This window comes from Labrenzia sp. 011, assembly GCF_003075075.1.
GTDB lineage: Bacteria > Pseudomonadota > Alphaproteobacteria > Rhizobiales > Stappiaceae > Roseibium.
In genome coordinates this window covers 125,510-151,688 of sequence record NZ_QCYM01000007.1, presented here as the reverse complement: position 1 = coordinate 151,688, position 26,179 = coordinate 125,510, and the positions used below count along the sequence as shown (strand labels likewise).

Below are 26,179 nucleotides of genomic sequence, written 5' to 3'. Positions count from 1 at the left end.
GAAAAGGGCAATCTTGCGCTGGTGCGGTGCGGTGCCTCAAAAAGGCCAAGGAGAGTGTTATGAATGCGGCCGGAAAAGATTTGGCCGCCGTGTCATAAATTCCGCTCCGAGACTCGCATGAGCCTGGAATCCTGTCTATAGTCCGCGCCGTTTGCCCCGGTCCGTTTGCCGGGGTTCATCGTGTTGGCACCCGGATTCTGATCCGGGGGCGGAAAGCTGCTTCAGGAGAGCAAAGATTAGATGGCGAATGTGGTTGTTGTCGGTTCGCAATGGGGTGACGAAGGCAAAGGCAAGATTGTCGACTGGCTGTCGGAGCAGGCCGATGTCATCGTGCGGTTCCAGGGCGGGCACAACGCCGGGCATACGCTGGTCATCGACGGAGTGAGCTACAAGCTTTCTCTTCTGCCGTCCGGTGTCGCGCGTGAGGGCAAGCTGTCCGTGATCGGTAATGGCGTCGTCCTCGACCCGCACGCCCTTGCGGAGGAAGTCCAGCGCCTCGGGCAGCAGGGTGTCGTCGTTACTCCCGAAAGCCTGCGCGTTGCCGAAAATGTCACGCTGATCCTGTCGCTGCATCGGGAGCTGGACGCCCTGCGCGAGAATTCCAACACCGGAACGCGGATCGGCACCACCAAGCGCGGGATCGGTCCGGCCTATGAAGACAAGGTCGGCCGCCGGGCCATCCGGCTGATGGACCTGAAGAACCTGACGACCCTGCCGGCGAAAATCGACCGTCTGCTGACCCACCACAATGCCTTGCGCCGCGGTCTCGGTCAGGACGAAATTTCCGCCCAGGCGATCTACGACGAACTTGCCAGTGTCGCCGACAAGGTTCTGCCCTACATGGACAAGGTCTGGTACCTGCTGGACGAGCAGCGCCGCCAGGGCAAGCGTATCCTGTTCGAAGGCGCGCAGGGCGCTCTGCTGGACATCGACCACGGTACCTATCCCTTCGTGACGTCCTCCAACACGGTCGCGGGACAGGCTGCCACCGGTTGCGGCCTCGGGCCGGGGGCGATCGGCTATGTGCTCGGCATCACCAAGGCCTATACGACGCGCGTCGGGGAAGGTCCGTTTCCGACCGAGCAGCAGAATGAAGTCGGCGAGTTCCTGGGAACCCGCGGTCATGAATTCGGCACGGTCACGGGCCGCCGCCGCCGCTGTGGCTGGTTCGATGCGGTTCTGGTGCGCCAGACCGTGAGCACCTCCGGTATCAGCGGCATCGCCCTGACCAAGCTGGACGTTCTCGACGGTCTGGATGAAATCAAGATCTGCATCGCCTATGAGCTGGATGGGGAACGGATCGACTACCTGCCGGCTTCGCAGGGAGCCCAGGAACGGGTGGTGCCGATCTATGAAAGCCTGCCGGGCTGGAAGGAATCGACCGAAGGGGCGCGGACATGGGCCGATCTGCCGGCGCAGGCGATCAAATATGTGCGTCACGTCGAGGAACTGATCGGTGCGCCGGTCGCGATCCTTTCGACCAGTCCGGAGCGGGATGACACAATTCTTGTGCAGAATCCCTTCCAGGATTGAGAACGCCTGCGATAATCGCCCATTATCAGGCGGGTGTGGGGGCGTCTTCTGTCCGGAAGGCCAGGGGATGCTCCAACACTCTGAATTCGATCCGTTTTCTGCTTTCATCAGGGGCGCTGGGAAAGCAGAATGGTCCGGAACGTTGCGAATCACGACGTTTCCACCAAGTCGTCTCACATGCGCGCGTGTGCGTTGAGACTGTAAACACATGACAGGAAGAAGGTGCTGTAGGGGTCGTATGCGGGCGAGAGATTGAAGAAATAGCATCGTTCTTCAAAAACTTGCTATAAGCCTGATAATGATCTGAAAATCGGTGACTCTGGGAATTCCGGGATTCGAAAATTCAGGGATCCGGAGATTCAGGCCCGCACATGAGATTCTGGCAGTTCGCCGGTAGGCAGGAAGATGGCTGATTACTATTCAATTCTGAAGAAAACGATCGCGTCTTTGCCGGAAAGCAACGGTGCTGCCCGCAGAAGCGTCTACAGCCGTGCGCGCACAGCCATCGTCAATCAGCTGAAAGCCTACGAACCGCCGCTTTCTCCTTCCGAAATCACGGCCGAACAGCTGCGCCTGGAAGAAGCGATCCGCAAGGTGGAGGCGGAAGCCGCCCGGGAAAGCCTGGGCCTTGGCCCCGCGGTGCCCAAGGCGGAACCGCCGGCATCACAGCCTGCATCCGCTGCGGTCACACCTCCCGTGCGACAGGAACCGGTGGTGACGGAGCCGGTCAGGGAAACCGCGCCGCCCGACCATGCGTCGGCCCCTTCGGCACCCGAAGCGACAATTCCTTCGCCGCTCAAGGATACTCTTTCGGAAGCGCAGTCACTGGGGACCGCCGCCAATCAGGCTGTCCAGAACGCAAAGGACGCGGTCGAGCCGGCAATGGAACCGGGCTCCGAGCATATGTCTGCCGAGCGCCGGGAACCGGCGTTTGACGACAGGCCGGCGCCTGATGACGGGCTTTTCGAATCCCATGCGGATGACGGCGGCGAACCGTTTACCTCCGACGATGCCGCCCCGGCACCAGACAAGCCGAAACGCGGCCGCGCCAGACGGGAACGGCCGAGCGCCTCGGATGCGTTGCGCAACGGTACGGGCAGCCGCACGATTCCCATCGCGATTGCCGGTGTCGTCCTGCTGCTCCTGGTGGCCGGAGGGTATTTTTTCCTCTCCTCCGACGAGAAGATGGCCGACAGCGGGGCGGAAACAGTTACCGAAACGGCGTCCGCGCCTGCGCCCGCCGAGGAAGAACAGGCCGCAGCTCCGGTGGAAACTCCGGACGAGGCCGAGACCGCCAAAAACACAGACCGGCTGCTGAACGACGGTGAAGCTGAAGTGGTCGCGCCGGATGCGCGAACTGTCACGACCACCACAATCACGCCGCAGGAAACGCCTGATTCCGACGTCGCCGCGACTCCGGAGACAGCTCCCGAAGCGCCGGCACCCGAAGCACCTTTGGATGCGATCGATACGCCGGCCATCGTCGGGGAACCGGCTGCGGTTCCGCAGGACAATCTGGCGGCGATCGCTCCGGAAGAGACAGCTCCTGCCGAGACCGTCGAAAGCGACGATCCCGGCGTTCAGCGGTCCATCCTCTACGAGGAAGGCGAGGAGACCGGTGGGGCCGGAACAGCGGCTCAGGGTGCGGTGGTCTGGAGCGTCGAGGAGGAAACCGATCTCGATGGCAAGGCCCAGTCGGTGCTCAGCGCGTCAGTGGAAATTCCCGAGCGGGACGTGAAGGTGGACATCCGGATCAAGCCGAATGACGACACCTCCCTTCCGGCAAGTCATCTTGTGGAAATCAAATATGAGTTCCCGGAGACTTTTGCCGCCGGGGACATCGTCAATGTGCCGGGTCTGGTGATGAAACCGACGGAAGAGGCGCGGGGCGACGCCCTGATCGGGGCTTCGGTGAAAGTGTCTCCGGGCTTCTTCTGGATCGCGCTGTCCAGCCTTCCGAACGAGCAGCAGCGCAATCTGGCCCTGCTGCGCGAGCGCGGCTGGATCGACATTCCGATGCTCTACGAAAACGGCAAGCGCGGTATCCTGACCCTTGAAAAGGGCGGCGCCGGCGACGAGGCGGTCGAAAAGGCCATTACGGCCTGGCAGGCCGGCTGATGAACCTGTTGCCCGTATAAACTGCAAAAGCTGATGTCTGGTGGCTTGCCTTTTTGAAACGAAGAAGGCATGTTCCGCCTTGGTCCGAGGGGTGCTCCGGTGACCGGAGCTGAGATGGTGTTGAGCCGAACCCTTAGAACCTGATCCGGGTCATGCCGGCGAAGGGACGGAATCCTTAGCCTCTCCCGGATCTCCAGTGTCATTTTCGGCGTGTCCGAAGACGGGAGATCCTATGCGTTACTGCCTGCCCTTGCGGCGGCTTCTGCGTCCGCAGAGTCCGTGCGCCGACTTGATCATGACAGTCCCGGCAAGACCGCGTTCGCGCGGAGGGGCGTCATGAGGGCGTTTCTTGCCGTTTTCCTGAAATTCGTCATCGGTATTGCCGTCACGTTCGGCATCTGGGCGCTGCTGGTTGCCCTTCTGAAGCCGCCGTCCTTCATGCTTCCGGGGCCTGTCGACGTTCTGCTGGCTTTTCCGAAACACGCCGGGTTCCTGCTGCATCATGCAGGCATCACGGCTTTCGAGACCGTGCTCGGCTTCGCGCTGGGGGTCACCTCCGGCGCCCTGCTGGCGATTTCCGTCTGGCTGTTTCCGCTGGCGGGCCGGGTGATCCTGCCGCCGGTCCTGGTCACCCAGGCCCTGCCGGTCTTCGCCATTGCCCCGGTGCTGGTGCTCTGGCTCGGCTTCGGCATGTCCTCCAAGATCGTCATGGCCATTCTGGTGATCTTCTTCACGGTCACCTCAACGGTGTACGACGGCCTCAAGCGGCTCGACACCGGACTTGTCGATCTTGCCCGGCTCTACAGGGTGCCCCGGCACCGCGAACTCTGGGTCTTCCGGATACCGGCGGCCCTGCCTGCCTTCGCGTCCGGTGTCCGGGTCGCGGCCGTATTCGCCCCCATGGGGGCGGTCATCGGTGAATGGGCGGGCGCAAAGGGCGGCCTGGCCTTCATCATGCTGCAGGCCAATGCGCGCGGAAACACGGACATGCTGTTCGCTGCCGTCATCCTGCTCGCGCTGATGGTGCTGGCCATGCGCTACGCCGTCGAACACCTCACCCGTATTCTCGTTCCCTGGCAGGTCGAAGACTGACCGCCGCACTCTGGAGGATTGAATGAAAAAAACGCTCCTTTCCCTGACCCTTGCCGCCGGTTTGCTTGCCGGCGCGCCGGCCCAGGCTGCCGAGAAACTGACCGTTCTTCTGGACTGGTTCACCAACCCGGATCATGCGCCGGTGATCACCGCGCAAACTCTGGGGTTTTTCGAGGCTGAAGGCCTGGACGTGGAGTTGATCGAGCCTGCGGATCCGGCCATGCCGCCGAAGCTGGTCGCGGCCGGGCAGGGGGATATCGCGGTCTCCTACCAGCCGACGCTGCATGCGCATATCGAGGAAGGCCTGCCGCTGGCCTGGATCGGGACTCTCGTCGAAACACCGCTGAACAGCCTGATCGTCCTGAAAGACGGGCCGATCAAGGAGCTGAAGGACCTGAAAGGCAAAACCATCGGCTTTTCCGTTTCCGGCTTCGAGGACGCGATGCTCGGGCAGATGCTGAAATCCGTCGGCATGACGATCGACGACGTCGAACTCATCAACGTGAATTTCAGCCTCTCTCCGGCGCTCATGTCCGGGCAGGTCGATGCGGTGATCGGCGGATACCGGAATTTCGAACTGACCCAGATCGACATCGAGGGCAAGGAAGGCAAGGCGTTCTTTCCGGAAGAAAACGGCGTACCGGCCTTCGACGAGCTGATCTATGTGGTCAACCGGGACAAGACGGACGATCCGCGCCTGGCGAAATTCCTGGCGGCGGTCGAGGCGGCGACCATCTATCTCACCAATCATCCCGAGGAAGCCTGGAACGCTTTCATCGAGGCCTATCCGCATCTCGATGACGAACTCAACAAGCGGGCATGGGCCGATACGCTGCCGCGCTTTGCCAAACGCCCGGCGGCGCTCGACGCGGGGCGGTATCAGCGGTTCGCGGAGTTCATGGCCGAAGCGGGGCTGATCAGCAAGGTGGTTCCGCTCGATACCTACGCGGTCGAGATCAGGTAGGTTCCCTTACCTTCCTCTTGCCCTTCGGGGCAGGCGCGTCGGGTGCGATGCATTGAATACGAAAACGCCGGGACGATTGCCCCGGCGTTTTCGACTATCCGTTGTCCGGCTGCGCTCAGGCGGCCGGTTGTTCCATGGACCGGGCGCTGTTGCGCACGGCCTTCTGCACCTTTTCGAAGGCGCGGACCTCGATCTGGCGGACGCGCTCGCGGCTGACGCCGAATTCGCCGGACAGATCCTCGAGCGTCATCGGGTCCTCCGACAGGCGGCGGGCCTCGAAGATGCGGCGCTCGCGGTCGTTCAGGACGTCCATGGCGTCGCTGAGCAGCTTGCGGCGCATGTCCAGTTCTTCCTGGTTCGCCAGCAGGGTTTCCTGACTGTCGCTCTCGTCGACAAGCCAGTCCTGCCATTCGCCGGCATCCGCTTCGGCGCGCACGGGCGCGTTGAGGCTGGCGTCGCCGCCCAAGCGGCGGTTCATGGAAATCACTTCGGCCTCGGAGACGCCGAGGCGGGTAGCGATTTCGGCCACCTGATCCGGTTTCAGATCCCCCTCATCCAGCGCCTGGATCTTGCCTTTCAGCCGGCGCAGATTGAAGAAGAGCCGTTTCTGGTTCGCGGTCGTCCCCATTTTGACGAGCGACCATGAGCGCAGGATATATTCCTGGATGGCGGCCTTGATCCACCACATGGCGTAGGTCGCCAGGCGGAACCCCTTGTCGGGTTCAAAGCGCTTCACCGCCTGCATCAGGCCGACATTGCCTTCGGAAACGACTTCGCCGATCGGCAGGCCGTAACCGCGGTAGCCCATGGCTATCTTGGCGACGAGACGCAGATGGGAATTGACGAGACGCTCGGCCGCTGCCGGATCTTCATGCTCCTTGTAACGCTTGGCGAGCATGTATTCTTCCTGCGGCTGCAGCATCGGGAACTTGCGGATCTCATCCAGATAACGGCTGAGACCACCTTCACCGGCGGTGAGCATCGGTACGTTCTGGGCCATGGCATGCACCCCCTTTCGTCATTTGCGCCCGTTTTTCCAGGCAGCTCCGCATATTTACGCAAGCAGGCCGTTTCAGGGAAAAGGTGGGCGCCGTTTCGTGTCCGTTTCGGCACACAGAGACTTTAATATAGGTTGGAATTTGCCGATTGCATGGCGATGCAGCGAAATCGCATGCTAAAATTTTCGCAATCCGGACAAAAGATTTGCGAAGTCTTGCGGGCAGGGGCTCTCGAAACGCAAAGTTTTGCCGTTGACCGGATGTTCGAAGGCCAGCAGCCCGGCATGCAGGGCCTGCCTGCGAAAGCCGTCGATAAGGCCCTTGAGAGGCTCTTCCAGACGGTTGGATTTCGTCTTGTATCCCGAGCCATAGTCGCCGTCGCCGATCAGCGGGTGGCCGATATGGGCCATGTGAACGCGGATCTGATGGGTGCGGCCGGTCTCCAGCCGGCATTCCATCAGCGAGGCGAGAGCGGGCTGGTCGGCACGGGCGAACCGTTCCCTGACCTGCCAATGGGTAATGGCGTTGCGGCCGCCTGTCTTCATGACGGCTATTTTCTGGCGGTTGGTGTGCGACCGGGCGAGATTGGCGTCGATCGTTCCCTTCAGGCCGGACGGGGCGCCCCAGACGAGGGCCGAATAGGCCCGTTCGAGCGGACCGCTGCGGCCATGGTCGGCGAACTGCGCGGCCAGCCCCTGATGGGCCTGGTCGCTCTTGGCGACGACCAGAAGGCCGGAAGTGTCCTTGTCGATCCGGTGGACGATGCCCGGGCGGCGGATGCCGCCGATGCCCGACAGGCTGTCGCCGCAATGATGGATCAGCGCATTGACCAGCGTGCCCGTCCAGTTGCCGGCACCCGGATGCACCACCAGCCCGGCGGGCTTGTCGATAACGATCAGATGGTCGTCCTCGTAGACCACCGAAATCGGTATGTCCTCGCCCGTGGGTTCGGGATCTTCCGGTTCCGGCAATTTTAGCGTAAGCGTATCGCCTTCATTGACCCGGTATTTCGGCTCAACTACTTTCGCGCCGCCGACGGTGACGTCCCCTGACTTGATCAGGGCCTGTATTCTGTTCCGGCTCAGGGCGTCCAGACTGGCCGCCAATACCGCATCCAGCCGCTTTCCGGCATCGGCTGCATCAACCGTTACGCTGAAATCCGTGTCCAGACCGGCCGGATCTTCATGGGAAATATCTGTCATGTCACAACCTGATTCTCGGGGCGAAGGGCCGGATGAGGCACCGCTCGATCCGGCCGCCCTACGTGTCCAGGCCAAGCTGAAGCGCCTGTTGCTCGGATCGTCCCTGGTGATGGTCGCCGGGTTTGTCGCTGTCTTTGCAGCAATTGTTTACAAGATCAACACTTATGAGGCCGATCCCTCCGAGACGGCCTTCGCCGCGACGCTTTCCGTCGGTCCGGAAGCGGATGTTCTCCAGGCCACGCTTTCGGAAGGCATGCTGCTTGTTTTGGTGCGCGAGGGGAGCGGGACTGCCCTGTTGCGCTTCGATCCCAAGAGCGGAAAACAGCTGGGCCGTACCGATTTCGTTGCCCGGTGAACACCTTTGAACAGGCTTGTGGCGGAAAAACGAAAAAAGAAGTTGCGTCCTCCGCTGCGCCGCCTTATACGCACGGCCTCAGCTTGAGGCATCAGCCTCGACAAAGTCCGGGCACCGCCTGCGGGTTCACCTGCAGACCGGAGACCCAAGTACCGCGCGCCCATCGTCTAGCGGTCTAGGACGCCGCCCTTTCACGGCGGAAACACGGGTTCGAGTCCCGTTGGGCGTACCAAACTGCCGTCTCGGACGCGAGAGCAGTGGTCCCGGCGACAGCCGCTCCGGATTTCACTCACGAAATGAATATTGGCCAACGGTGCCGGCGCGTGTCGCGCCCTGCAAGTGGGCTATGGCTCTGGCGTGGGGCGGATCATGTCTTCTCAGCGTCCGATGCTGCAGCACCCGTATGCCGGCGCACCCGTCGTATCCAGGCCGAGCAGCAGGGCTTCGTAATCATATGTCAGGTCTGACATTCCGTCGGAGCATGCTTCGGTGTACCGGACGACGACCGTCAGGGAATATGCGCCGTCAGCGCTGTCCAGATAGTGTGCCCAAAGATCTGCCCGTCCGATGCCGGGCGCAAGGCGCAGGTCGTCAAGTTTGATCGGGCTTGCCAGGTCGGGCGAAATGAACGTGCTGTCGTTTTCATCGATTGCGATGTTCCAGAACGGCTCGGTTCCTGAGCATTGCAACGTCTCGGGGCGCTCCAGGGACACACTGCTGGGGGTCAGGTAACGTGCGTTTACCCATCCCACGGTGCCGTTATACCTGATTTCACGCCAGTTCGTGTCGCCGATGTGCACCGAGATGCCGGTTACCATGACATCGGACGCGTCGTGCGGAATGGTTCCGACAATATCGGAGCTATCGACATCCAGTGTCTGATCGATGTCCGCCCGGATGTTCAGGACATCGTCCGCATTTACTCCTGACACGGAATGAGGTTGCGACCACGCGGGCACGGCGATCAGATTTGTCAGCAAGATGGCCGCCAGGGAGAGCTTTCGGAAACCTTTCCGCTGAAGAGATTTGCGGTATTGCCGATAACGTTCGAGGCACATGTCCTGACCTTCCGATCCTGTTTTCCCGAGCGGAGCAGCAGGGGGCTCGCAGTTTCCACGGCAGTTGTCGCTGATCATGCTCCGGCGGCGCCGGCGTCCTGCCTGCCGGTCTGGATCAGCTCCACTTCCGCCTCGGCGGCGATATGTTCAAAATCCGGATTGGGGCAGTAGTCGGTCACGAAAGTGTCGACCTGGGACAGATGCGCGACACGCACCGGGGCCGTGCGCTCGAACTTGGTGCTGTCGGCTGCCAGGATGACATGACGGGCATTGTCCATGATCGTCTTGGTGACCTTCACTTCGCGATAGTCATAGTCGAGCAGGGAGCCGTCCGGATCGATGGCCGATGCACCGATAACGGCAAAATCGACCTTGAACTGGCGCATGAAATCCACGGCGGCCTCGCCGACGATGCCGCCGTCGGAATGCCTGAGGACACCGCCGGCGATCACCACTTCTATCTGGGTGTAGCCGCGCATCAGGCTGGCGACGTTGATGTTGTTGGTGATGACCATGAGGCCGCGGTGTTGCAGCAGGGCCTGGGCGACCGCTTCCGTGGTGGTGCCTATGTTGATGAAGATGGACGCGTTGTCGGGAATGAGACTGGCGACACTCTCGCCGATGTCCGCCTTTTCCTTGCTGGAAATGATCCTGCGCGCCTCGTAGCCGACATTCTCGATGCCGGAGGACAGGAGCGCGCCGCCGTGTGTCCTGGCCAGCAGGCGCCGCTCGCACAGTTCGTTCAGGTCCTTGCGGATGGTCTGCGGACTGACGTCAAACCGCCTTGCCAGATCATCGACGCTGACCCGACCCATCTGCCGGGCCAGTTCCAGAATGGCGTTGTGACGTTCGATCAGCATCTATCGGGGATCCATCAGTCTGTCGTCGCGTCCGTGAGACACCGAGACGCGAAAGACGCGGGCCGCCGCGGATGTCCGCGTCCGGGAGTGCCGGTCAAGCCACGTCCTTCTTGTTCTGTTTCGAGGATTTCGTTTTCTCCTCCGGTCCCGATACCGGCATATTACTGCTCTGTACCGAGGTGTCTGGCGTCGCCGGTTCTGCCGTCGCCGGTTTTTCGGTGCTGCGCTGGGAAGCGACGATCCGGCTGACCAGTGCCTGTGCGGCCGAGGCAATCTCCGTGGATTTCGCGGCTGCGGCGCTGTCCGCAGCCGGATCGGCCGGGGACGGGCTGTCTGCCGCCTGCCTGCGGCCGTTGACCTGGGGCGTGGGACGTTGCCCGGTCTTCACGGCATCTTCTGTCCGGGGGGCTGTGGTCTTCCGGGAAGGGCCGCGTGTGGGCGGTGTGATCGCCGGCGCGGTTCCGGACGCTTCGGTTTCGGGGACGACCGTGACCTTCTGCGCGGCGGAAATTCTGGCGGCGAGTGCCCGGAAGTCCTTGCGCAATTCGACAAGGGCGGGTGCGGCAGCAAGATCCTTCTGAAGCTTCTGCATCTGTCCGGACATCCGTTCAAGGGCGCGTTCCCGGGCTTTCAGCTCAGCCTGCTGCCGCTGGTTCTCGCCGGTGATCTCCTCAATCCGTGCATTCAGCCGCTTCTGCTGCTCCGTCTCGCTGATGTTCGCGGACTCCAGCAGCAGCGACAGCCGGGTGACTTCGGCCTGAGCGGAAACATATTGGGATTCCGTGTCGATGAGCTGGGCTTCCAGATCTGCAAGACGGGATTTGGCGGTCTTGTCGCGCGAGGCTTCCAACTCACCGGCGACAGTGGGTTCGTATCTCGCCAGCTTGGCCTTCAAGGTGGCGACCTCGGCCTCCAGGCCGGTTATGGTGGCCAGGGCCATCGTGTCTGCCGCCGGCAGCCAGTCGGCGCCTTCTTCCCGGGGGGCGGGTTTCTCGTCCGGTTTCTCGACCCAGCTCGCCGCCAGGGCCTTTTCGGCATCGGACAGTTCGCTCTTGAGGGTCTTCACTTCTTCCGTGAGCAGATCGACGGCCTGCTGGTCGCCCTGCAGCGCGGAAATCTTCGTTTCAAGCTCGGCAATCCGGGAGGCATGGAGTTTCTTCAGCGTCTCGATTTCCGTCTTTACGCTGGATGCTTCTATCTGGAACTTCGCGGCTTTCGCTCTCTCTGCGTCAAGCTGGCGTTCGACACGGCGCAGCTCGACCGCGTGTCTTGCCCGTTCCTGGTCCTGAGCGGCCCGGACTTCCGCGTAGGACGAAGGGTTCACGGCGCGCAGGGCTTCTTCGGTCAGGCGGGCGGCCCGGCGATAAAAGGCAGGCAGGATCGCCAGGCCGATCAGACCGGCCGTGCAAAACCCGAGTGCCACATACATCGCTGCTTCGATCAAGTCAGGCTCCTGCTTGCGTTTCCCAACGCCACCTTTCCATCAATAGACGACACAAGGCCTGCCGCCAAGTATACTCAAATCAAAGTGTTAAACGCAGCGTGTACGAGCGGCGTGCAATCTTCTTTCCCGCCGATGGGGCGGCAGACGCGGGCCGATGGCCCTAGAACGGGTTCCATGTCGGCTTGTCGGTAAACTTCAGGTATCCCATGTTCACACCCAGCCGGGCACCGACACCGGCGCGCACCGGAACAAGGACCATCTCATTTCTCAGGAGCACCGTCATGCCGACGCCGCCGATCAGGTAGGCGGAGCCGTTGAGTCCGGCAAAGCGTGCAAAGATCGAATTCACGGAGGGCAGATTGTAGATGAGCATCATGACACGGTCGCCATCCGCGCCGAAATCCCAGCCGACGGAGGGGCCCTGCCAGAACACCTTGTGGGTGCCTGCGTTGCGGGTATAGAGATGACCTTCGCCGTAGCGTGCACCAGCGACAAAGGCGCCGGAGCCCTCCTCGCCGAGAATGTAGCCGTTCGGTTCGCCGTAACTCGAAAAGGCCTTCTCGACAACCGATGCCAGTCCTCCGGAGACGGAGCCGAAGAACTGGTGGCCGGTCTTCATGATCTCGTCTTCGCCGTAGGTCTGTCCGGGCGGAATCGGTTCGTTGCCGGATGTCTGCGCGGCGGCCGGATGGAAGGCGGTCTGGAAAACCAGGCACAGCAACAGCGCGGAAAACAGGGCGGCCGCTCGCAGGGATCTTTGCGCCATTCAATAAATCTCCTCGTCACAAACCCGGCCGCGCGCAAAATTGCCGTTCCGCGAAGCCGCAATGCTAAACTGACGTCACCTCATGCTGATTCGCATGTGTCCATATATCTTACATAAGCCGAATCGATGAAAAGCTGGCCTGAAAAAAAGACATGGATGTGTCTTTCCCTGGTATTGACACTTCATCTGTGCGTTTTTGCAGGTGAGAGTCTTGCCCGTCCCCAGGTTTTTGTCCCCGATACGATCAGCGGATATGCGATAGGCGGACATGACCCGGTGAGTTATTTCGTTGACGGGTATCCGCGCCCGGGAGAGCGCCGGTACGAATACAAATGGGGTGGCGCGGAATGGATCTTCGTCAACGAGGGGAATCTCGCCGCCTTCAAGCGTGATCCGGACGCCTATGCGCCGCTTTTCGCCGGATGCGGCGGCTACGCCTTGTCCGAAGGCTTCGCTGCAGCCGGAAATCCCTTCATCTATGCGGTGGTGGAGGGGAAGCTCGTGTTCTTCCATTCCGTCGTCAACCGGTTCCTGTTTCTCGTCAATGGCACGCAACTGATGAAAGCCGCGCAGGAAAACGCGGAAAAGGTCGGATGCGAGCCTGAGCGCTGACATTCTTTCCGGAAGGCCTGCTCCCCGCTGTCCGGCAAGGCGATCCGGGCGCCGGGTGTGAAACTTTCATCTGGAAGACGCCGCTGAGCTGCGTCCCGCGCCTTGGCACGGGCTCGCGGGATGTGTAACTCTTTCGCCAAATATCGCGAATCATGTCCTTGCCGGGATTTTCAAGAAGAGCCTCATACCGCCATGTCCGCACTTAAAGAGCTTTCCTCTCTGGACCTTGCCGCCCTGGTGGCGAGCCGCGTTTGTCACGACATCATCAGTCCCGTCGGGGCCATAACCAATGGTCTGGAGGTTCTCGACGAAGAGGGCTCCGAGGACATGCACGAGTTCGCTATGGACCTGATCCGCAAAAGTGCGCGTCAGGCTTCGGCGAAACTGCAGTTCGCACGGCTGGCTTTCGGTGCCGCCGGGTCCGCTGGTGCCGAAATCGATCTCGGTGACGCCCAGGTGGTCGCGACCGGTTTCATGGAGAACGAAAAGTCCAACCTGGAATGGCAGATCGCCCGGCATCTGATGCCGAAGAACTACGTGAAGCTGCTTCTCAACCTGATCCTGATCGCCAATCAGTGCGTCCCGCGTGGCGGGGAGATCAAGGTGACGATGGAAGGTGAGCCCAGCTCACCGTCGTTCACGCTGCATGCGAGCGGCCTCAATCCGCGGATACCGCTCGGAATGAAGGAAACGTTGAGCGGAGAAGAACCGGAAAGAGTGGACGCGCATTCCGTGCAGCCGATCTACACGTTGCTGCTTGCGCGGGAATCCGGGATGGTATTGACCATAGACAAGCAAGATGAATTGGTAAAAATCACAGCCTTTCCCAAAGAATAGCTACGCGACGTAAAACTTCCAGCCTGTTTCAGCGTATCTTAACTGTTTGGCCCCAATCTGCTCTCATGGACTTCTCGGTCCAGACATCCTTTTCAGGATGCGGAACCAGTAACAAGTCGGGTGAGAGCGGGCCATGGATGACCTCCTCAGGGAATTTATTACCGAGACCAACGAAAGTCTCGATGTTGTTGACGTCGAGCTCGTAAAGTTCGAGCAGGAACCGAACAACGCCACCATTCTGGACAATATTTTCCGTCTGGTGCACACGATCAAGGGCACTTGTGGTTTTCTGGGCCTTCCCCGGCTTGAAGGGATTGCGCACGCAGCTGAAACGCTCATGGGCAAATTCCGGGACGGGGCACCGGTCACGCAGGAAGCCGTGTCGCTCATTCTGATATCGATCGACCAGATCAAGGACATTCTCGGCGAGCTTGAAGCCGGTGAAGGCGACGAGCCTGAAGGCGACGACAGCGAACTGATCGGCAAGCTCGAGGCAATGTCTGCCAAGGCCGACGCGGCGATGGCCGGCGTGAAATCCGGTGAGGCGGAAGCCGATGCTCCGGAACCGGCCGACGCCGAAGCCTCCGGCGAGGCCGAGGACGCTGACCAGTCCCTGGAACGTCCCCTGCGTCCGGGTGAAGTCTCGCTCGACGAGCTGGAGCGGGCTTTCCGGGAAACGGAAATCGAGGTTGAGGTCGCGGAAGGGGATGCTCCCGAAGCGGCAGGAGTCTCCGACGAAGCTGAGGAGCCCGTACCGGCGGAAGAGCCGGTGGCAGCTCCGGCCGCTGCGGAAGTCAAGAGCGCGGCAAAGGCTCCGGAAGCCAAGAAGCCCGGCGAGAACTCCGAAAAGAAATCTTCCGGCGGCGGTGTGTCCAACAAGAGCATTCGTGTTGCGGTCGATACGCTCGAACACCTGATGACCATGGTGTCCGAACTGGTTCTTACCCGGAACCAGCTTCTGGAAATCGTGCGCCGTCACGAAGACAGTGAATTCAAGGTGCCGTTGCAGCGCCTTTCCAATGTGACTGCGGAACTGCAGGAAGGGGTCATGGCGACCCGGATGCAGCCGATCGGAAATGCATGGCAGAAACTGCCGCGTATCGTCCGTGACCTCAGCCAGGAACTGGAAAAGCCGATCGAACTTGAAATGATCGGTGCGGATACGGAACTGGATCGCCAGGTCCTTGAGATGATCAAGGATCCGCTGACCCATATGGTTCGCAACTCCGCCGATCATGGCCTGGAAGGTCCCGATGCGCGCCGTGCCGCAGGCAAGGCCGAAAAGGGAACGATCACCCTCGCCGCGTATCACGAAGGCGGCCATATCATCATCGAGGTCCGTGACGACGGTGCCGGTATCGATGTCGAGAAGGTGAAGTCGAAGGTTGTGGAACGTGGCCTGGCCACGGAAGCCGACGTCGAAAAGATGACGGACGCCCAGATCCACAAGTTCATCTTCGCGGCCGGTTTCTCGACCGCCTCGCAGGTGACCAGCGTGTCCGGCCGTGGTGTCGGCATGGATGTGGTGCGCAACAATATCGAACTGATCGGCGGTACGGTTGATCTTCGCTCGACGCCGGGCAAGGGTTCGAGTTTCATTATCAAGATCCCGCTGACGCTGGCCATCGTTTCGACCCTGATCGTCGAAGCCGGCGGCGACCGGTTCGCGATCCCCCAGCTTTCGGTGGTCGAACTGGTACGTGTGCAGACCAATTCGGAGCACAGGATCGAACGGATCAAGGACACTCCGGTCCTGCGTCTGCGCAACAAACTGCTGCCGCTGGTCCATCTTTCCCAGTTGCTCGGCATCTACGAAGGTGAGCACGAGGAAGAGGCAATCGACTCCGACAACGGCTTTATCGTTGTCATGCAGGTCGGCAGCCAGACCTTCGGTGTCGTTGTCGACGGTGTCTTCCATACGGAAGAAATCGTGGTCAAGCCGATGTCGACCATGCTGCGCAATCTTGGCATGTTCTCCGGAAACACCATCCTGGGGGACGGCTCGGTTATCATGATCATCGATCCGAACGGCATTGCCAGTGCCATGGCCAGCCATGCGTCCAGCTCGGTTGCCGAGAACGAGGAAGACGAGCAGGAAAGCCTGCAGAGCAAGGCCATTTCCGGCCAGAGCTCGATCTCGCTTCTGCTCTTCCGTGCAGGTGCTCCGGAACCGAAGGCGGTGCCGCTTTCGCTGGTCACCCGACTGGAGGAATTCGAGGTCTCGAAAATCGAACGGTCCAACGGTCGCGATCTCGTCCAGTACCGGGGCGCGCTCATGCCGCTCGTCTATATCAACGAAGGCGACCGTCACAAGACGGAAGGCACGCAGCCGATGCTCGTCTTCTCAGATGCGGGCCGCTCCATGGGTCTCGTCGTCGATGAAATCGTCGACATTGTCGATGACCGCATGAACATCGAAGTCGGTTCGGAACGCCCCGGCGTTCTCGGTTCGGCCATCGTCAAGGAACGGGCAACCGAAATCATCGATCTCGGCTTCTATCTGCCCCAGGCCTTCGAAGACTGGTTCATGCGCAAGGAAATGGACATCGCGTCCCTGACGAAGAAGGTTCTCTTCGTCGACGACTCGTCCTTCTTCCGGAACATGCTGACGCCGGTGCTGAAAGCTGCCGGTTACGATGTTACCACCTGCGTCGGTCCGCAGCAGGCCTTCGAGCTTCTGGAAAACGGCGACCAGTTCCATGCGATCGTCAGCGACATCGAGATGCCGGAGATCAACGGGTTCGAATTCTGCGAATCGCTGCGACGCGATCCGCGCTTCCGCAACATTCCGATCCTGGCCCTGTCATCCATGGTCACGCCTGCTTCGATCGAGCGTGGCCGCCAGGCAGGCTTCGATGACTATGTTGCGAAATTCGATCGCCCCGGCCTGATTGCCGCCCTGAAAGATGTCTTCTCCGGTGAAATGGGAGCTGCAGCATGAATGTGCTGGAACACAAACTCAACGCGGATCACAGCAGTGCAAATGATTTGATCCAGTATGTGACCGTCGTGATCGGAGGCCAGCTCTTCGGCCTTCCGATCTCCCAGGTCCATGATGTGTTCGTACCCGAGAGCGTGACCCGGGTGCCGATGTCCGCTCCGGAAGTCCAGGGTGTTCTCAATCTGCGGGGACGTATCGTCACCGCGATCAACATGCGGCGCCGTCTTCACCTGCCGCCGCTCGAAGAGGGTCAGATGATGGCCGTCGGCATCGAGTACAAGCAGGAAAGCTACGGTCTGGTCATCGATACCGTCGGCGAAGTTCTGACACTGGCCTCCTCTTCGGAAGAGCCCAATCCGTCGAACCTGGATCGCCGCTGGGCGGAAATCTCCGGCGGTGTGCACCGGCTGGACGGCAAACTGATGGTTATCCTGGATGTCGACCGGCTGCTCGGTTCCATGTTCACGGAACCGATGGTTGCGGCATAAGCAGGCCGGAAGTGGCCGTTGAGTGGAGTAACGCCTGATGAAACAGTGCCTTGTAGTGGATGACTCGAGCGTCATCCGAAAGGTCGCCCGTCGGATACTGGAAGACCTGCAATTCGAGATCACCGAAGCCGAAGACGGCCAGAAGGCGCTCGACGAATGCAGGAAGACCATGCCGGATGCGATCCTCCTGGACTGGAACATGCCGGTGATGGACGGTCTGGAGTTTCTGACCAGTCTCAGAGCCGAAGAAGGCGGGGAAAGTCCTATTGTTGTTTTCTGCACGACGGAAAACGACGTTGCGCACATCGCGCGAGCCATTCGGGCAGGGGCCAACGAATACATCATGAAGCCCTTCGACCGGGAAATTGTCGAAGCCAAGTTTCAGGAAGTTGGTCTTATCTAGTTTCCAGTTGGGCGGTCTTAATGGCATTTGCGCAAAGAAGTATTTCTGCGGGCGCCAGTCCCGGCAGCGATCCCATCAAGGTGATGGTTGTCGATGACGCGGTGGTGATTCGCGGCCTGCTGACCCGGTGGCTCGGGGAAGACAAGGGTCTGAAGGTCGTCGGTTCTCACCGAAACGGCAAACTTGCCGTGGAAGATATCGAAAAGAGCGACCCGGATGTTGTCGTTCTCGATATCGAGATGCCGGAAATGGACGGCATGACCGCGCTGCCTCTCATGCTGGCAAAAAAGCGGGACCTTGTCGTCATCATGGCGTCCACGCTGACCCGCCGGAATGCGGAAATCAGCCTGAAAGCCCTGTCTCTTGGCGCGTCCGACTACGTGCCCAAGCCGGAATCCACTTCCGAAGTGACAACTTCGATCGACTTTCGCCGGGAGCTGGTGGAGAAGGTCAAGGCGCTCGGGGCACGGGCCAGGCGGATGCGCGCTCCTGCACGGACCATGCGTGCGGAAACCAGCGCGGGCCGGGTGGCGCATCCGGCAACGCCGGCAACGGCACGTCCGACGACCGATACAAGGGCGAGCTTTCGCGGAGCTGCCGCGCAGGCCGCTCCGGCCAAGGCAGCGCTTCAGACACGTCCCTATTCCTCCGCCCGTCCGCGCATTCTGGCCATCGGCTCGTCAACCGGCGGACCCCAGGCCCTGCAGGAAGTGATGAAGGACGTGGGCACGGCAATGAATGAAGTGCCGGTCGTCATTACCCAGCACATGCCGCCAACCTTTACCGCCATCCTTGCGGAGCACATGGGCAAAGCGGCCCTGCGGCCGGCGAAGGAAGGCGTGAACGGCGAAGTTCTTCAGCCCGGTACCATCTATGTGGCGCCTGGCGGCAAACACATGAGCCTGGAAAAAGACGGCAGTGCCGTGAAGATCGTCCTGACGGACGGGCCGCCGGTGAATTTCTGCAAACCCGCCGTCGACCCGCTGTTTGACAGCGTTGCGAAGGTCTACGGATCCGCCTCCCTTGCCGTCATCCTGACGGGAATGGGACATGACGGCGCGGATGGTGTCAAATCCATCGCCGCGGGTGGGGGCAGCGTGATCACCCAGGACGAAGCGACCAGTGTCGTGTGGGGCATGCCTGGCGCAGCCGCACACACGGGAATGTGCAGCGACATACTTCCGTTGAAAGACATCGGACCGAAAATCGGACGCGTATTGAAGGGCAATACAAGATGACCCCCGGCGAGTTCGAGTTCCTCAAAAACTTTCTGAAGACCCGCTCAGGCCTGGTTCTGTCGAACGAGAAACAGTATCTGGTCGAAAGCCGGCTTCTGCCGATTGCGCGCAGTTCGAAGCTGGAGACGCTGAGCGCGGTTATCCAGACCCTGCAGCGCGGCGGCAACCGCGTGCTTGAAACGGATGTCATCGAGGCGATGACGACCAATGAGTCGTTCTTCTTCCGCGACAAGACGCCGTTCGACAATTTCCGGGACACAATGCTTCCCTCCCTGCTGAAAAGCCGGGCCGGATTCAAGCAAATCAAGATCTGGTGTGCTGCCGCCTCCACGGGGCAGGAGCCCTATTCCCTGGCAATCTGCCTCAAGGAAGACGCGGCCAAGATGCCCGGCTGGCGGACACGTATCCTGGGGACAGACCTGTCGCTGGAAGTTCTGGAGAAAGCGAAAGCCGGTCTCTACAGCCAGTTCGAGGTCCAGCGCGGTCTGCCGATCCAGATGCTGCTGAAATATTTCGAGCAGAAGGGCGACATGTGGCAGATCGGCTCCGGCATGCGCTCGATGATCGAGTGGAAAAAACTGAATCTGCTGGAAAACTTCACCCATCTGGGCGAGTTCGACATCATCTTCTGCCGCAATGTGCTGATCTATTTCGATCAGGCGACCAAGACGGAAATCCTGGCACGACTGGCGAAGTCGCTTCCGGACGACGGATATCTTGTGCTCGGGGCCGCTGAAACGGTCGTCGGCCTGACCGATGCGTTCAAGCCGGTTCCCGGCAAGCGCGGACTGTTCCAGAAGAAGCTGGCAGTCCCTGAGACAGCCGGTGCGGGGGCCGGAGCACGGCTTGCCGCCGGTGGTGTGGCCGGGCTGCGCCGATAGGGCCGGTGCCGAAGAGACATGTCAAAGGCGGCCTTCGGCCGCCTTTTTCGTTTCACGGGATCGTGATCCGGTCCCGGTTCGAGATGTCTTCTTCTAAGCAATTATATTCATTGATAAAATTTCTTCGGTGAATGCCGTCTGCCGCTTCCGCTGTCTTGGGGAGCGCAGAGCCACTTGCCAGCCCGGGCGAGCTTTCCATCTGTCTGCAGACAGGATTCAGCTCTCGGGAAGCGCGTGCTTTTCGAGGAAGGCTGTTTCAGGCATCCGCATCAGCAGGGAATGAGAGAACATGAGCGAGATAAAAGTCGAACTGACGCGCCGGGCGGCGTTGCTCGGAGCCGGAGGCGCGATCGCCGGAGCGGGGCTGGCGGCATCCATGCCGGTCCAGGCGGCGGCCACGAAGCAGGGACCGCTTGCGGCGCCGGTCGCGCGCTACCCGCTCGGCGGATTTGAGATCAACACCCTCCTCGATGGTGCGGTGACCCTTCAGGAACCGCAGAAGACCTTCGCAACGAATGTGGAGGCGGACACCTTCTCCGCCACGTCGGCGGAAAATTTCATTCCCGATGATTCGTTTCAGATCAGCTTCACACCGACGCTCATCAATACGGGCAGCGAGCTTGTCCTTTTCGATACCGGCAACGGCGAGGGGGCACGGCCCGGGCGCGGCAACATGCGCGCAGCGCTTGAAAATGCCGGCTACACGCCGGAGCAGGTGGACGTGGTGGTGCTGACGCATATGCATCCGGATCACATCGGAGGGCTCATGGAAGGCGGGGAGCCCGCTTTTGCAAATGCACGCTATGTGGCCGGCCAGACGGAATACGATTTCTGGGCGGCGATGGATGCGGAGGCCAACGGGGTCACCAAGCTGATGGCATCGCACGTCAAGCCGCTGGCCGAGAAGATGACCTTCCTCAACGACGGCGGAGCGGTCACGTCCGGAATAACGGCGATGTCCGCGCCGGGCCATACGCCCGGACACATGATCTACATGATCGAGAGTGACGGCAAACAGCTCGTCCTGGCGGCCGATACCGCAAATCACTTCGTTTGGTCTCTGGCCTATCCCGACTGGGAGGTCCGCTTCGACATGGACAAGGAAACCGCGGCAACCACGCGCCGGAAGGTGTTCGGCATGCTGGCCGGCGACAAGCTGCCCTTCGTCGGCTACCACATGCCGTTTCCGGCGGTCGGCTATGTGGCGCAGGAAGGGGACGGCTTCCGCTACGTGCCCGCGTCCTATCAGCTGAACCTCTGAGGCAGGCGCCGCTTCTGGCGGAACTGCCAGCATGAAGACAACAAAAAACCCCGGGAGAACCGGGGTTTTTCAAATCTTGCCGGATGCCATTTCAGGCTCAGGCGGCTGCTTCGACTTCCGGCTCACGCAGCACATAGCCACGTCCCCACACCGTTTCGATGTAGTTCTTGCCGGAGGTGGCCGCAGCCAGTTTCTTGCGCAGTTTGCAGATGAAGACGTCGATGATCTTCAATTCCGGCTCGTCCATGCCGCCGTAGAGATGATTAAGGAACATCTCCTTGGTCAGCGTGGTGCCCTTGCGCAGCGAAAGCAGCTCGAGCATCTGGTATTCCTTGCCGGTCAGATGAACACGTTGCCCGCCGACTTCGACGGTCTTGGTGTCCAGGTTGACCTTGAGGTCGCCGGTGATGATGACCGACTGTGCGTGGCCTTTCGAACGGCGGACGATTGCGTGAATACGCGCGACCAGTTCGTCCTTGTGGAACGGCTTGGTCATGTAATCGTCTGCGCCGAAGCCCAGCCCGCGAACCTTGTCCTCGATCCCGGCATTTCCGGACAGGATCAGGATAGGTGTCTTGACCTTCGAGACGCGGAGTGTCCGAAGAACCTCGTATCCGGACATGTCCGGGAGGTTCAAATCCAACATGATGATGTCATAATCGTACAGTTTGCCGAGGTCGATGCCTTCCTCGCCAAGATCTGTCGTGTAGACGTTGAAGTTCTCGGACTTCAGCATCAGTTCGATGCTCTGCGCTGTCGCGCTATCATCCTCAATCAACAGTACACGCATTGCCAATCCCCTTGTTCTGCCTTTTCTGGGCAAGTCGCAACGGCTCTGTCGGTGTGCGCTACGAAGGACTGCTTGTTAACCCCGACTCAAAGCTATCGGTTAATGGTTAACAAAATATGATTCGTAGCGGCAAGCGCCGAATGGAGTAATCTGTGAACAACAGTCAACTTGTTGAATCCCCAGAAAAAACACTGATTCACAAATCTTAATGTTGCACTTTAAGAAACGGATCCAACCGACCCCGTTCAGATTCCTTTCGACTTAACCGTTGTGACTTCGAAATGGCTCTCGCTTGTCAGCCTTCCAAAGGTTAAGATTAACCAGAGTCGTAAACGATCGGTTACCAAAACCGTTAACAGGGGAAGGAATCTTAATTGAAGGCGCTTTTTGCCGAGATTGATTCGCTTATGCCCACCGAAATTTACGGTCGGGTGACTGCTGTTAAGGGTCTTCTGGTGGAAATCGCCGGACCGATTCACGAAATGAGCGTCGGTTCGCGTCTTTTGATCGACAGCGGCGAGGACAATCCGAAAGTGCCGGCCGAAGTCGTCGGCTTCCGGGAAGGCCGGGCGCTTTGCATGCCGTTTTCCGGGCTCGAAGGCGTGCGGATGGGCTGCAAGGCGGTGATCAGTGCACGTGAAAGCGTCGTCCATCCCGGGAACGCCTGGCTGGGCCGGGTGGTTAACGCACTTGGTGAACCGATTGATGGTAAAGGACCTCTTTCAAATGGCGGAGTGCCTCGCAAATTGCGAAGTGCGCCGCCTCCGGCCTCCGAACGTAAACGGGTCGGGCCGCCGCTCGACCTCGGCGTGCGGGCGCTGAACAGCTTCGTTACCTGCTGTGAAGGCCAGCGCATGGGTATCTTCGCGGGGTCCGGCGTCGGCAAGTCGGTGCTGATGTCCATGCTGGCGCGCAACACGGACTGCGACGTCGCGGTGATCGGCCTGATCGGCGAGCGGGGCAGGGAAGTCCAGGAATTCATCGAGGACGATCTCGGCGAGGAAGGACTGGCGCGCTCCGTGGTGGTGGTCGCGACCTCCGACGAGAGCGTTCTCATGCGCCGTCAGGCGGCCTATGTAACCATGACGGTTGCCGAGCATTTCCGCGACGAGGGCCGCAATGTCCTGTGCATGATGGATTCGATCACCCGATTCGCCATGGCCCAGCGCGAGATCGGCCTGTCGGTCGGCGAACCACCGACCTCCAAGGGATACACGCCGACCGTTTTTACCGAGCTGCCGCGCCTGCTGGAGCGCGCCGGTCCCGGTGTCGAGGGAACCGGGACCATCACCGGTCTGTTCACGGTGCTTGTGGAGGGCGACAATCACAACGAACCGGTGGCCGATGCGGTTCGCGGAATTCTGGATGGCCATGTGGTGATGGAGCGGTCTATCGCGGAACGCGGACGCTATCCGGCGATCAATGTGCTGAAGTCGGTCTCCCGGACCATGCCGCGTTGCGTGCCGCCGAAGCAGCTTCCGGTTCTGCGCAAGGCCAAGCAGTTGCTGGCGACCTATACGGACATGGAGGAACTGATCCGTCTGGGAGCCTACCGCAAGGGATCTGATCCGATGGTCGATGAAGCCATTCACCGGTTCGAGCTGATTGATACTTTTCTCAATCAGGGAAAAGACGAGGCAACGAGTCTTTCTGAAGGATATGTGCAACTCGCCAACCTTTTGGAAATGACTCTGGACTAGACTGCCCTTGCAAGGGGAGTATTGAGTTATGAAGACCCGAGACAGTTTGATCCGCCTGAAGCGGTTCCAGGTTGATGAAAAGCGGCGGCAGCTTGCTCAGATCGAGAGCATGATTGCCGAGTTCAATCGCATGGCCGATGAACTTGACGAGCAGATTCGCTCCGAGCAGGAACGGGTCGGGATCACCGACGTCACGCATTTTGCCTATCCGACATTTGCCAAGGCCGCCGCGGACCGCCGCGACAACCTGCGCAATTCCGCGCACGAACTGGACGACCAGCTTCAACGTGCCCAGGATGAGCTGAGCGAAGCGATCGAAGAGCTGAAAAAGTTCGAGCAACTGGAAGAGCGCGACCAGCAGCGCGAGCGCACGGCCCAGGAACTTGCCGAGCAGGACCAGCTTGACGAAGTCGCCTCGCGACTCAGGTAGCGAATCCGGCCGTTTTCCTGTCCGGCTGTCTGGCATTCTTGACCTGACCGTTGATTGCAGCGGTCGGGTTTGTGCATTTTGACCGGGATGTTATAGGGTCGGTGCGGCCTCCGCGGCATGGGGGCATCTTTCGTCACATCGACCTGGTTGCAGGTTGCTCGATTTCAAAATGCCGGAGCATTCCGACTGTCGTTCATCCGGCGCGGGGTGTTCTGTCGAGGCACGGCACTCTTCATGCGGTTTTTTCTGGCTCTGCTTCTTCCGGTCTCGACCTTTTCCTTCGCTCTCGGTCTCACGCAACCGCTGATGCGCTTCGAAAGGCTGTATTTTCTCGAGGACCGGCCGTCCCTGATGGAGATGATCCTCAGCCTCTGGCAGGGAAACGAGACCGTGCTTGCCGCGATCGTCGCCCTGTTTTCCGTCGGATTTCCGGCGGCCAAGATCCTTCTCATTCATGTCGTCGTGCTGACCGGCGGCAAGAGCCGTTCGCTGGCGCTGCTGTCAATGGTCAGCAAGTGGTCGATGCTGGATGTGATGCTGGTGGCACTGGTCCTGTTTGCCGCGAAAACCAGCGGTCTGGCCGCAGCGGCAATCCTGCCGGGCCTGTGGTTCTACGCGGCCGCGACGCTGTCGACAGCCGTGGCGGCGAGCTTGTGTGCACGAAGCTGATGCCGGTCTATTCCGCCGCCTGGGGAGGCGATACCTGCTGGAGGGGCCTGGGCTTCCTGCCACGGTTCGCCTGAAAGTCGTTGCAGCGGGATTGCCGGACCTCGGCCAGTCCTTCAAGATGCCGTTTATAGGCGAGCGTCCATTCGGAGCCCTGGGCGGCGGGACGTTTCAGATGATCGCAGCGTGCCTTTGAAAACAGAGCGAAGGTTGCGGTTTCAAGTCCCGATTTCGCTGCTGTCTTGATGACCAGATCCTGCTTGTCGTCGTACACGGCATCCTTGAGCGCCTTGAGAGATGTTCTGCCGCGTGTGCCGAGCAATTCCACGGCATGGTCGAAGCGACCGTCCTGCAGGAGCAGGATCATCAGTTCATCGACAGTCATGTTCGCCCGTTCGGCTTCCTGCCAGAGCTGGGCCATGTCGGGGTTTGCCAGGGCAGGGCCGAATTGCCGGCGCAAGGCTTTCAGCCGGGCGATCTGATCGAGCTGTTCCTGGGTCAGGGATCCTTCGATGAGGCTGTGCAGCCGTTTCTTGCCCTCGTCACTCACGAGCGGCAGCAGGGCCCGGCAGGCGGCTGGAGACAGGTCGGAGCGCAGCGCCAGATCTTCCAGCAGCACAGGGTCTTCCTCCGCCTGTTTGACAAACAGGAGCATCGTCTCGCGTGAGAGCCGGATGTGCCGGTTGCCGGCCAGGAGCCGGTTGACCGTCCTGTCGTTCCTGGCGGCGAGTGCATCGGAAACATCGGTGGAAAGGTCTTCGCGGCGCGCTATGGCCTGCAGGTGGGGCTGGCTGAACCGCTGGGCGAAGTCGAGCAGGTCTTCCTGTGTCAGGACGGGGCAGTCGGCCAGCACGGGCATGGCAACGGTGATGTCGTCTTCGGCGATGCGGCAGGCGAGGTCGTGCGGAATGGTTGTCAGGGAGGCAAGCTTCAGCGCCAGGGCCGCCCGATCGGTCAGTGAGCCGGTGTCGTAGAGTTTCAAGATAACATCGGAAAAGAGCGCAAGTTCCTGTTCCGTCCGTTGATCAAGGTCGGCAACAACAAGTTCACTCACCTTCGCAAACAGGTGTTTGCGCGATTCCAATGTCCCGATCTGGGCAAGTTTTATAATTGAACTCGCCATTTTTCCTCCACAGCGAGATACATTGTAATTAATGTTGTTATTAATACGTTACCTAAATAGAATTCGGCAGAAATGTCAGCATTTTTCTGTGCTTGGCGATCATTTCTGTCAGTATTTCTGTATATTTCCGGGTTGTTTTGTGCTGAAAATGCAATTTTTTCGCGATCAGTCATGATGTGTCGAGAAACCTGTTGATTCCGGTCTCGTCAAAATCACTGTAAAAATACCGGTTCTTGACCCTGCGTGCCGCGACAGGCCGCGGGAAACCGTCTGCGGTTGACTGGGGCAGTACCTGACGTCGAGACAGTTTCAAGGCAGTTCATCCTCAATTTTGGGCGTGCAAGTCTTTCCTTCCCGGAGGGTTCCTCCTTATTGTCTGACCCGTGACGTGAGAACCTGCAACGCCCAGAAGCGGAATG

The 26,179-nt window shown here is 60.3% G+C and carries 25 protein-coding genes, 1 tRNA gene and 1 riboswitch; of the genes, 17 read left to right on the top strand and 9 right to left on the bottom strand.

The window, feature by feature from the left end:
• Window positions 1–240 precede the first annotated feature (240 nt).
• The 4 genes from DCO57_RS10175 to DCO57_RS10160 all read left to right on the top strand — a co-directional run bounded on the left by DCO57_RS10175 (window position 241) and on the right by DCO57_RS10160 (window position 5,707).
• Window positions 241–1,533: an adenylosuccinate synthase gene (locus DCO57_RS10175; protein ID WP_116698776.1), complete on the top strand. Its 1,293-nt coding sequence runs from the start codon at window positions 241–243 to the stop codon at window positions 1,531–1,533.
• Window positions 1,534–1,938: 405 nt separating this feature from the next.
• Window positions 1,939–3,651, top strand: coding sequence for a hypothetical protein (locus DCO57_RS10170; RefSeq protein WP_116698775.1), 1,713 nt, complete (start codon window positions 1,939–1,941; stop codon window positions 3,649–3,651).
• A gap of 77 nt (window positions 3,652–3,728) precedes the next feature.
• Window positions 3,729–3,835, top strand: a riboswitch (TPP riboswitch).
• Between the two features lie 152 nt (window positions 3,836–3,987).
• Window positions 3,988–4,743: an ABC transporter permease gene (locus DCO57_RS10165; protein ID WP_116698774.1), complete on the top strand. Its 756-nt coding sequence runs from the start codon at window positions 3,988–3,990 to the stop codon at window positions 4,741–4,743.
• A 22-nt stretch (window positions 4,744–4,765) separates the two neighbouring features.
• A complete protein-coding gene (locus DCO57_RS10160) occupies window positions 4,766–5,707 on the top strand; it encodes an ABC transporter substrate-binding protein (protein WP_116698773.1) in 942 nt (313 codons plus the stop codon).
• A gap of 115 nt (window positions 5,708–5,822) precedes the next feature.
• Here DCO57_RS10160 and rpoH read toward each other — a convergent pair whose 3' ends face one another.
• Entirely contained in the window at window positions 5,823–6,707 is an 885-nt protein-coding gene (rpoH, locus tag DCO57_RS10155; protein ID WP_116698772.1) for an RNA polymerase sigma factor RpoH, read from the bottom strand.
• A 174-nt stretch (window positions 6,708–6,881) separates the two neighbouring features.
• Complete coding sequence (locus DCO57_RS10150) at window positions 6,882–7,907, bottom strand: RluA family pseudouridine synthase (protein ID WP_116698771.1); 1,026 nt, start codon at window positions 7,905–7,907, stop codon at window positions 6,882–6,884.
• On the opposite strand from DCO57_RS10150, the gene DCO57_RS10145 reads away from it, so the two are divergent.
• Together DCO57_RS10145 and DCO57_RS10140 are read left to right on the top strand one after the other, a co-directional pair.
• Window positions 7,906–8,262 carry a hypothetical protein gene (locus DCO57_RS10145; protein ID WP_116698770.1) on the top strand — a complete coding sequence of 119 codons (357 nt, stop codon included), beginning with the start codon at window positions 7,906–7,908 and terminating at the stop codon, window positions 8,260–8,262. The genes DCO57_RS10150 and DCO57_RS10145 overlap by 2 nt on opposite strands.
• 156 nt (window positions 8,263–8,418) lie before the next feature.
• Window positions 8,419–8,494, top strand: a tRNA-Glu gene (locus tag DCO57_RS10140).
• A 145-nt stretch (window positions 8,495–8,639) separates the two neighbouring features.
• On the opposite strand, the gene DCO57_RS10135 is transcribed toward DCO57_RS10140, so the two are convergent.
• The 4 genes from DCO57_RS10135 to DCO57_RS10120 all read right to left on the bottom strand — a co-directional run bounded on the left by DCO57_RS10135 (window position 8,640) and on the right by DCO57_RS10120 (window position 12,390).
• A complete protein-coding gene (locus tag DCO57_RS10135; protein ID WP_133192652.1) occupies window positions 8,640–9,398 on the bottom strand; it encodes a hypothetical protein in 759 nt (252 codons plus the stop codon).
• The gene (locus tag DCO57_RS10130) at window positions 9,395–10,180 is read right to left on the bottom strand and encodes a DeoR/GlpR family DNA-binding transcription regulator (RefSeq protein ID WP_116698768.1); all 786 of its coding nucleotides are present in this window, start codon (window positions 10,178–10,180) and stop codon (window positions 9,395–9,397) included. The genes DCO57_RS10135 and DCO57_RS10130 overlap by 4 nt, the downstream gene beginning before the upstream one ends.
• Before the next feature lie 94 nt (window positions 10,181–10,274).
• Window positions 10,275–11,624, bottom strand: coding sequence for a hypothetical protein (locus tag DCO57_RS10125; RefSeq protein ID WP_208977884.1), 1,350 nt, complete (start codon window positions 11,622–11,624; stop codon window positions 10,275–10,277).
• Window positions 11,625–11,784: 160 nt separating this feature from the next.
• Window positions 11,785–12,390 carry a DUF1134 domain-containing protein gene (locus DCO57_RS10120; protein ID WP_116698766.1) on the bottom strand — a complete coding sequence of 202 codons (606 nt, stop codon included), beginning with the start codon at window positions 12,388–12,390 and terminating at the stop codon, window positions 11,785–11,787.
• 156 nt (window positions 12,391–12,546) lie between these two features.
• Here DCO57_RS10120 and DCO57_RS10115 point away from each other — a divergent pair, with 156 nt between their 5' ends.
• The 8 genes from DCO57_RS10115 (at window position 12,547) to DCO57_RS10080 (ending at window position 21,051) form a co-directional block, all read left to right on the top strand.
• Window positions 12,547–13,002, top strand: coding sequence for a YHS domain-containing (seleno)protein (locus tag DCO57_RS10115; RefSeq protein ID WP_116698765.1), 456 nt, complete (start codon window positions 12,547–12,549; stop codon window positions 13,000–13,002).
• A gap of 192 nt (window positions 13,003–13,194) precedes the next feature.
• Entirely contained in the window at window positions 13,195–13,839 is a 645-nt protein-coding gene (locus tag DCO57_RS10110) for a histidine phosphotransferase family protein (protein WP_116698764.1), read from the top strand.
• Between the two features lie 133 nt (window positions 13,840–13,972).
• Window positions 13,973–16,780, top strand: coding sequence for a hybrid sensor histidine kinase/response regulator (locus tag DCO57_RS10105; protein ID WP_116698763.1), 2,808 nt, complete (start codon window positions 13,973–13,975; stop codon window positions 16,778–16,780).
• On the top strand, window positions 16,777–17,268 hold the full coding sequence (locus DCO57_RS10100) for a chemotaxis protein CheW (RefSeq protein WP_116698762.1): 492 nt from the start codon (window positions 16,777–16,779) through the stop codon (window positions 17,266–17,268). Before DCO57_RS10105 ends, DCO57_RS10100 begins: the two co-directional genes overlap by 4 nt.
• A 37-nt stretch (window positions 17,269–17,305) precedes the next feature.
• Window positions 17,306–17,671 (top strand): response regulator, encoded by a 366-nt coding sequence (locus DCO57_RS10095; RefSeq protein WP_116698761.1) that lies wholly within the window; start codon window positions 17,306–17,308, stop codon window positions 17,669–17,671.
• A 20-nt stretch (window positions 17,672–17,691) separates the two neighbouring features.
• A complete protein-coding gene (locus DCO57_RS10090) occupies window positions 17,692–18,909 on the top strand; it encodes a chemotaxis response regulator protein-glutamate methylesterase (protein ID WP_116698760.1) in 1,218 nt (405 codons plus the stop codon).
• The gene (locus tag DCO57_RS10085; RefSeq protein WP_116698759.1) at window positions 18,906–19,790 is read left to right on the top strand and encodes a protein-glutamate O-methyltransferase CheR; all 885 of its coding nucleotides are present in this window, start codon (window positions 18,906–18,908) and stop codon (window positions 19,788–19,790) included. The genes DCO57_RS10090 and DCO57_RS10085 overlap by 4 nt, the downstream gene beginning before the upstream one ends.
• Before the next feature lie 289 nt (window positions 19,791–20,079).
• Window positions 20,080–21,051: an MBL fold metallo-hydrolase gene (locus DCO57_RS10080; protein ID WP_116698758.1), complete on the top strand. Its 972-nt coding sequence runs from the start codon at window positions 20,080–20,082 to the stop codon at window positions 21,049–21,051.
• A 97-nt stretch (window positions 21,052–21,148) separates the two neighbouring features.
• Here DCO57_RS10080 and ctrA read toward each other — a convergent pair whose 3' ends face one another.
• Complete coding sequence (gene ctrA / locus DCO57_RS10075; RefSeq protein WP_068406317.1) at window positions 21,149–21,841, bottom strand: cell cycle two-component system response regulator CtrA; 693 nt, start codon at window positions 21,839–21,841, stop codon at window positions 21,149–21,151.
• Between the two features lie 407 nt (window positions 21,842–22,248).
• Between ctrA and fliI the strand changes: the two genes are divergently transcribed.
• From fliI to DCO57_RS10060, 3 genes are all read left to right on the top strand, one after another.
• Window positions 22,249–23,541 (top strand): flagellar protein export ATPase FliI, encoded by a 1,293-nt coding sequence (fliI, locus tag DCO57_RS10070; RefSeq protein WP_244287921.1) that lies wholly within the window; start codon window positions 22,249–22,251, stop codon window positions 23,539–23,541.
• A 28-nt stretch (window positions 23,542–23,569) separates the two neighbouring features.
• Window positions 23,570–23,971 (top strand): flagellar export protein FliJ, encoded by a 402-nt coding sequence (gene fliJ, locus DCO57_RS10065; RefSeq protein WP_116698756.1) that lies wholly within the window; start codon window positions 23,570–23,572, stop codon window positions 23,969–23,971.
• 234 nt (window positions 23,972–24,205) lie between these two features.
• Entirely contained in the window at window positions 24,206–24,640 is a 435-nt protein-coding gene (locus DCO57_RS10060; protein WP_116698755.1) for a paraquat-inducible protein A, read from the top strand.
• A 7-nt stretch (window positions 24,641–24,647) separates the two neighbouring features.
• On the opposite strand, the gene DCO57_RS10055 is transcribed toward DCO57_RS10060, so the two are convergent.
• Window positions 24,648–25,760 carry a DUF2336 domain-containing protein gene (locus tag DCO57_RS10055; RefSeq protein WP_116698754.1) on the bottom strand — a complete coding sequence of 371 codons (1,113 nt, stop codon included), beginning with the start codon at window positions 25,758–25,760 and terminating at the stop codon, window positions 24,648–24,650.
• Entirely contained in the window at window positions 25,742–25,933 is a 192-nt protein-coding gene (locus DCO57_RS23270; RefSeq protein WP_133192651.1) for a hypothetical protein, read from the bottom strand. Before DCO57_RS23270 ends, DCO57_RS10055 begins: the two co-directional genes overlap by 19 nt.
• Between the last annotated feature and the right edge of the window lie 246 nt (window positions 25,934–26,179).

Bases quoted from the DNA above. Each gene is read 5' to 3' on its own strand.
- ctrA (WP_068406317.1), bottom strand. From the start codon at position 21,841: ATGCGTGTACTGTTGATTGAGGATGATAGCGCGACAGCGCAGAGCATC.
- DCO57_RS10130 (WP_116698768.1), bottom strand. From the start codon at position 10,180: ATGCTGATCGAACGTCACAACGCCATTCTGGAACTGGCCCGGCAGATG.
- rpoH (WP_116698772.1), bottom strand. From the start codon at position 6,707: ATGGCCCAGAACGTACCGATGCTCACCGCCGGTGAAGGTGGTCTCAGC.
- DCO57_RS10080 (WP_116698758.1), top strand. From the start codon at position 20,080: ATGAGCGAGATAAAAGTCGAACTGACGCGCCGGGCGGCGTTGCTCGGA.
- DCO57_RS10110 (WP_116698764.1), top strand. From the start codon at position 13,195: ATGTCCGCACTTAAAGAGCTTTCCTCTCTGGACCTTGCCGCCCTGGTG.
- DCO57_RS10105 (WP_116698763.1), top strand. From the start codon at position 13,973: ATGGATGACCTCCTCAGGGAATTTATTACCGAGACCAACGAAAGTCTC.
- DCO57_RS10135 (WP_133192652.1), bottom strand. From the start codon at position 9,398: ATGATCAGCGACAACTGCCGTGGAAACTGCGAGCCCCCTGCTGCTCCG.
- DCO57_RS10095 (WP_116698761.1), top strand. From the start codon at position 17,306: ATGAAACAGTGCCTTGTAGTGGATGACTCGAGCGTCATCCGAAAGGTC.
- DCO57_RS10120 (WP_116698766.1), bottom strand. From the start codon at position 12,390: ATGGCGCAAAGATCCCTGCGAGCGGCCGCCCTGTTTTCCGCGCTGTTG.
- fliJ (WP_116698756.1), top strand. From the start codon at position 23,570: ATGAAGACCCGAGACAGTTTGATCCGCCTGAAGCGGTTCCAGGTTGAT.
- DCO57_RS10060 (WP_116698755.1), top strand. From the start codon at position 24,206: ATGCGGTTTTTTCTGGCTCTGCTTCTTCCGGTCTCGACCTTTTCCTTC.
- DCO57_RS10170 (WP_116698775.1), top strand. From the start codon at position 1,939: ATGGCTGATTACTATTCAATTCTGAAGAAAACGATCGCGTCTTTGCCG.
- fliI (WP_244287921.1), top strand. From the start codon at position 22,249: ATGCCCACCGAAATTTACGGTCGGGTGACTGCTGTTAAGGGTCTTCTG.
- DCO57_RS23270 (WP_133192651.1), bottom strand. From the start codon at position 25,933: ATGACTGATCGCGAAAAAATTGCATTTTCAGCACAAAACAACCCGGAA.
- DCO57_RS10090 (WP_116698760.1), top strand. From the start codon at position 17,692: ATGGCATTTGCGCAAAGAAGTATTTCTGCGGGCGCCAGTCCCGGCAGC.
- DCO57_RS10160 (WP_116698773.1), top strand. From the start codon at position 4,766: ATGAAAAAAACGCTCCTTTCCCTGACCCTTGCCGCCGGTTTGCTTGCC.
- DCO57_RS10055 (WP_116698754.1), bottom strand. From the start codon at position 25,760: ATGGCGAGTTCAATTATAAAACTTGCCCAGATCGGGACATTGGAATCG.
- DCO57_RS10175 (WP_116698776.1), top strand. From the start codon at position 241: ATGGCGAATGTGGTTGTTGTCGGTTCGCAATGGGGTGACGAAGGCAAA.
- DCO57_RS10150 (WP_116698771.1), bottom strand. From the start codon at position 7,907: ATGACAGATATTTCCCATGAAGATCCGGCCGGTCTGGACACGGATTTC.
- DCO57_RS10100 (WP_116698762.1), top strand. From the start codon at position 16,777: ATGAATGTGCTGGAACACAAACTCAACGCGGATCACAGCAGTGCAAAT.
- DCO57_RS10085 (WP_116698759.1), top strand. From the start codon at position 18,906: ATGACCCCCGGCGAGTTCGAGTTCCTCAAAAACTTTCTGAAGACCCGC.
- DCO57_RS10165 (WP_116698774.1), top strand. From the start codon at position 3,988: ATGAGGGCGTTTCTTGCCGTTTTCCTGAAATTCGTCATCGGTATTGCC.
- DCO57_RS10145 (WP_116698770.1), top strand. From the start codon at position 7,906: ATGTCACAACCTGATTCTCGGGGCGAAGGGCCGGATGAGGCACCGCTC.
- DCO57_RS10115 (WP_116698765.1), top strand. From the start codon at position 12,547: ATGTGTCTTTCCCTGGTATTGACACTTCATCTGTGCGTTTTTGCAGGT.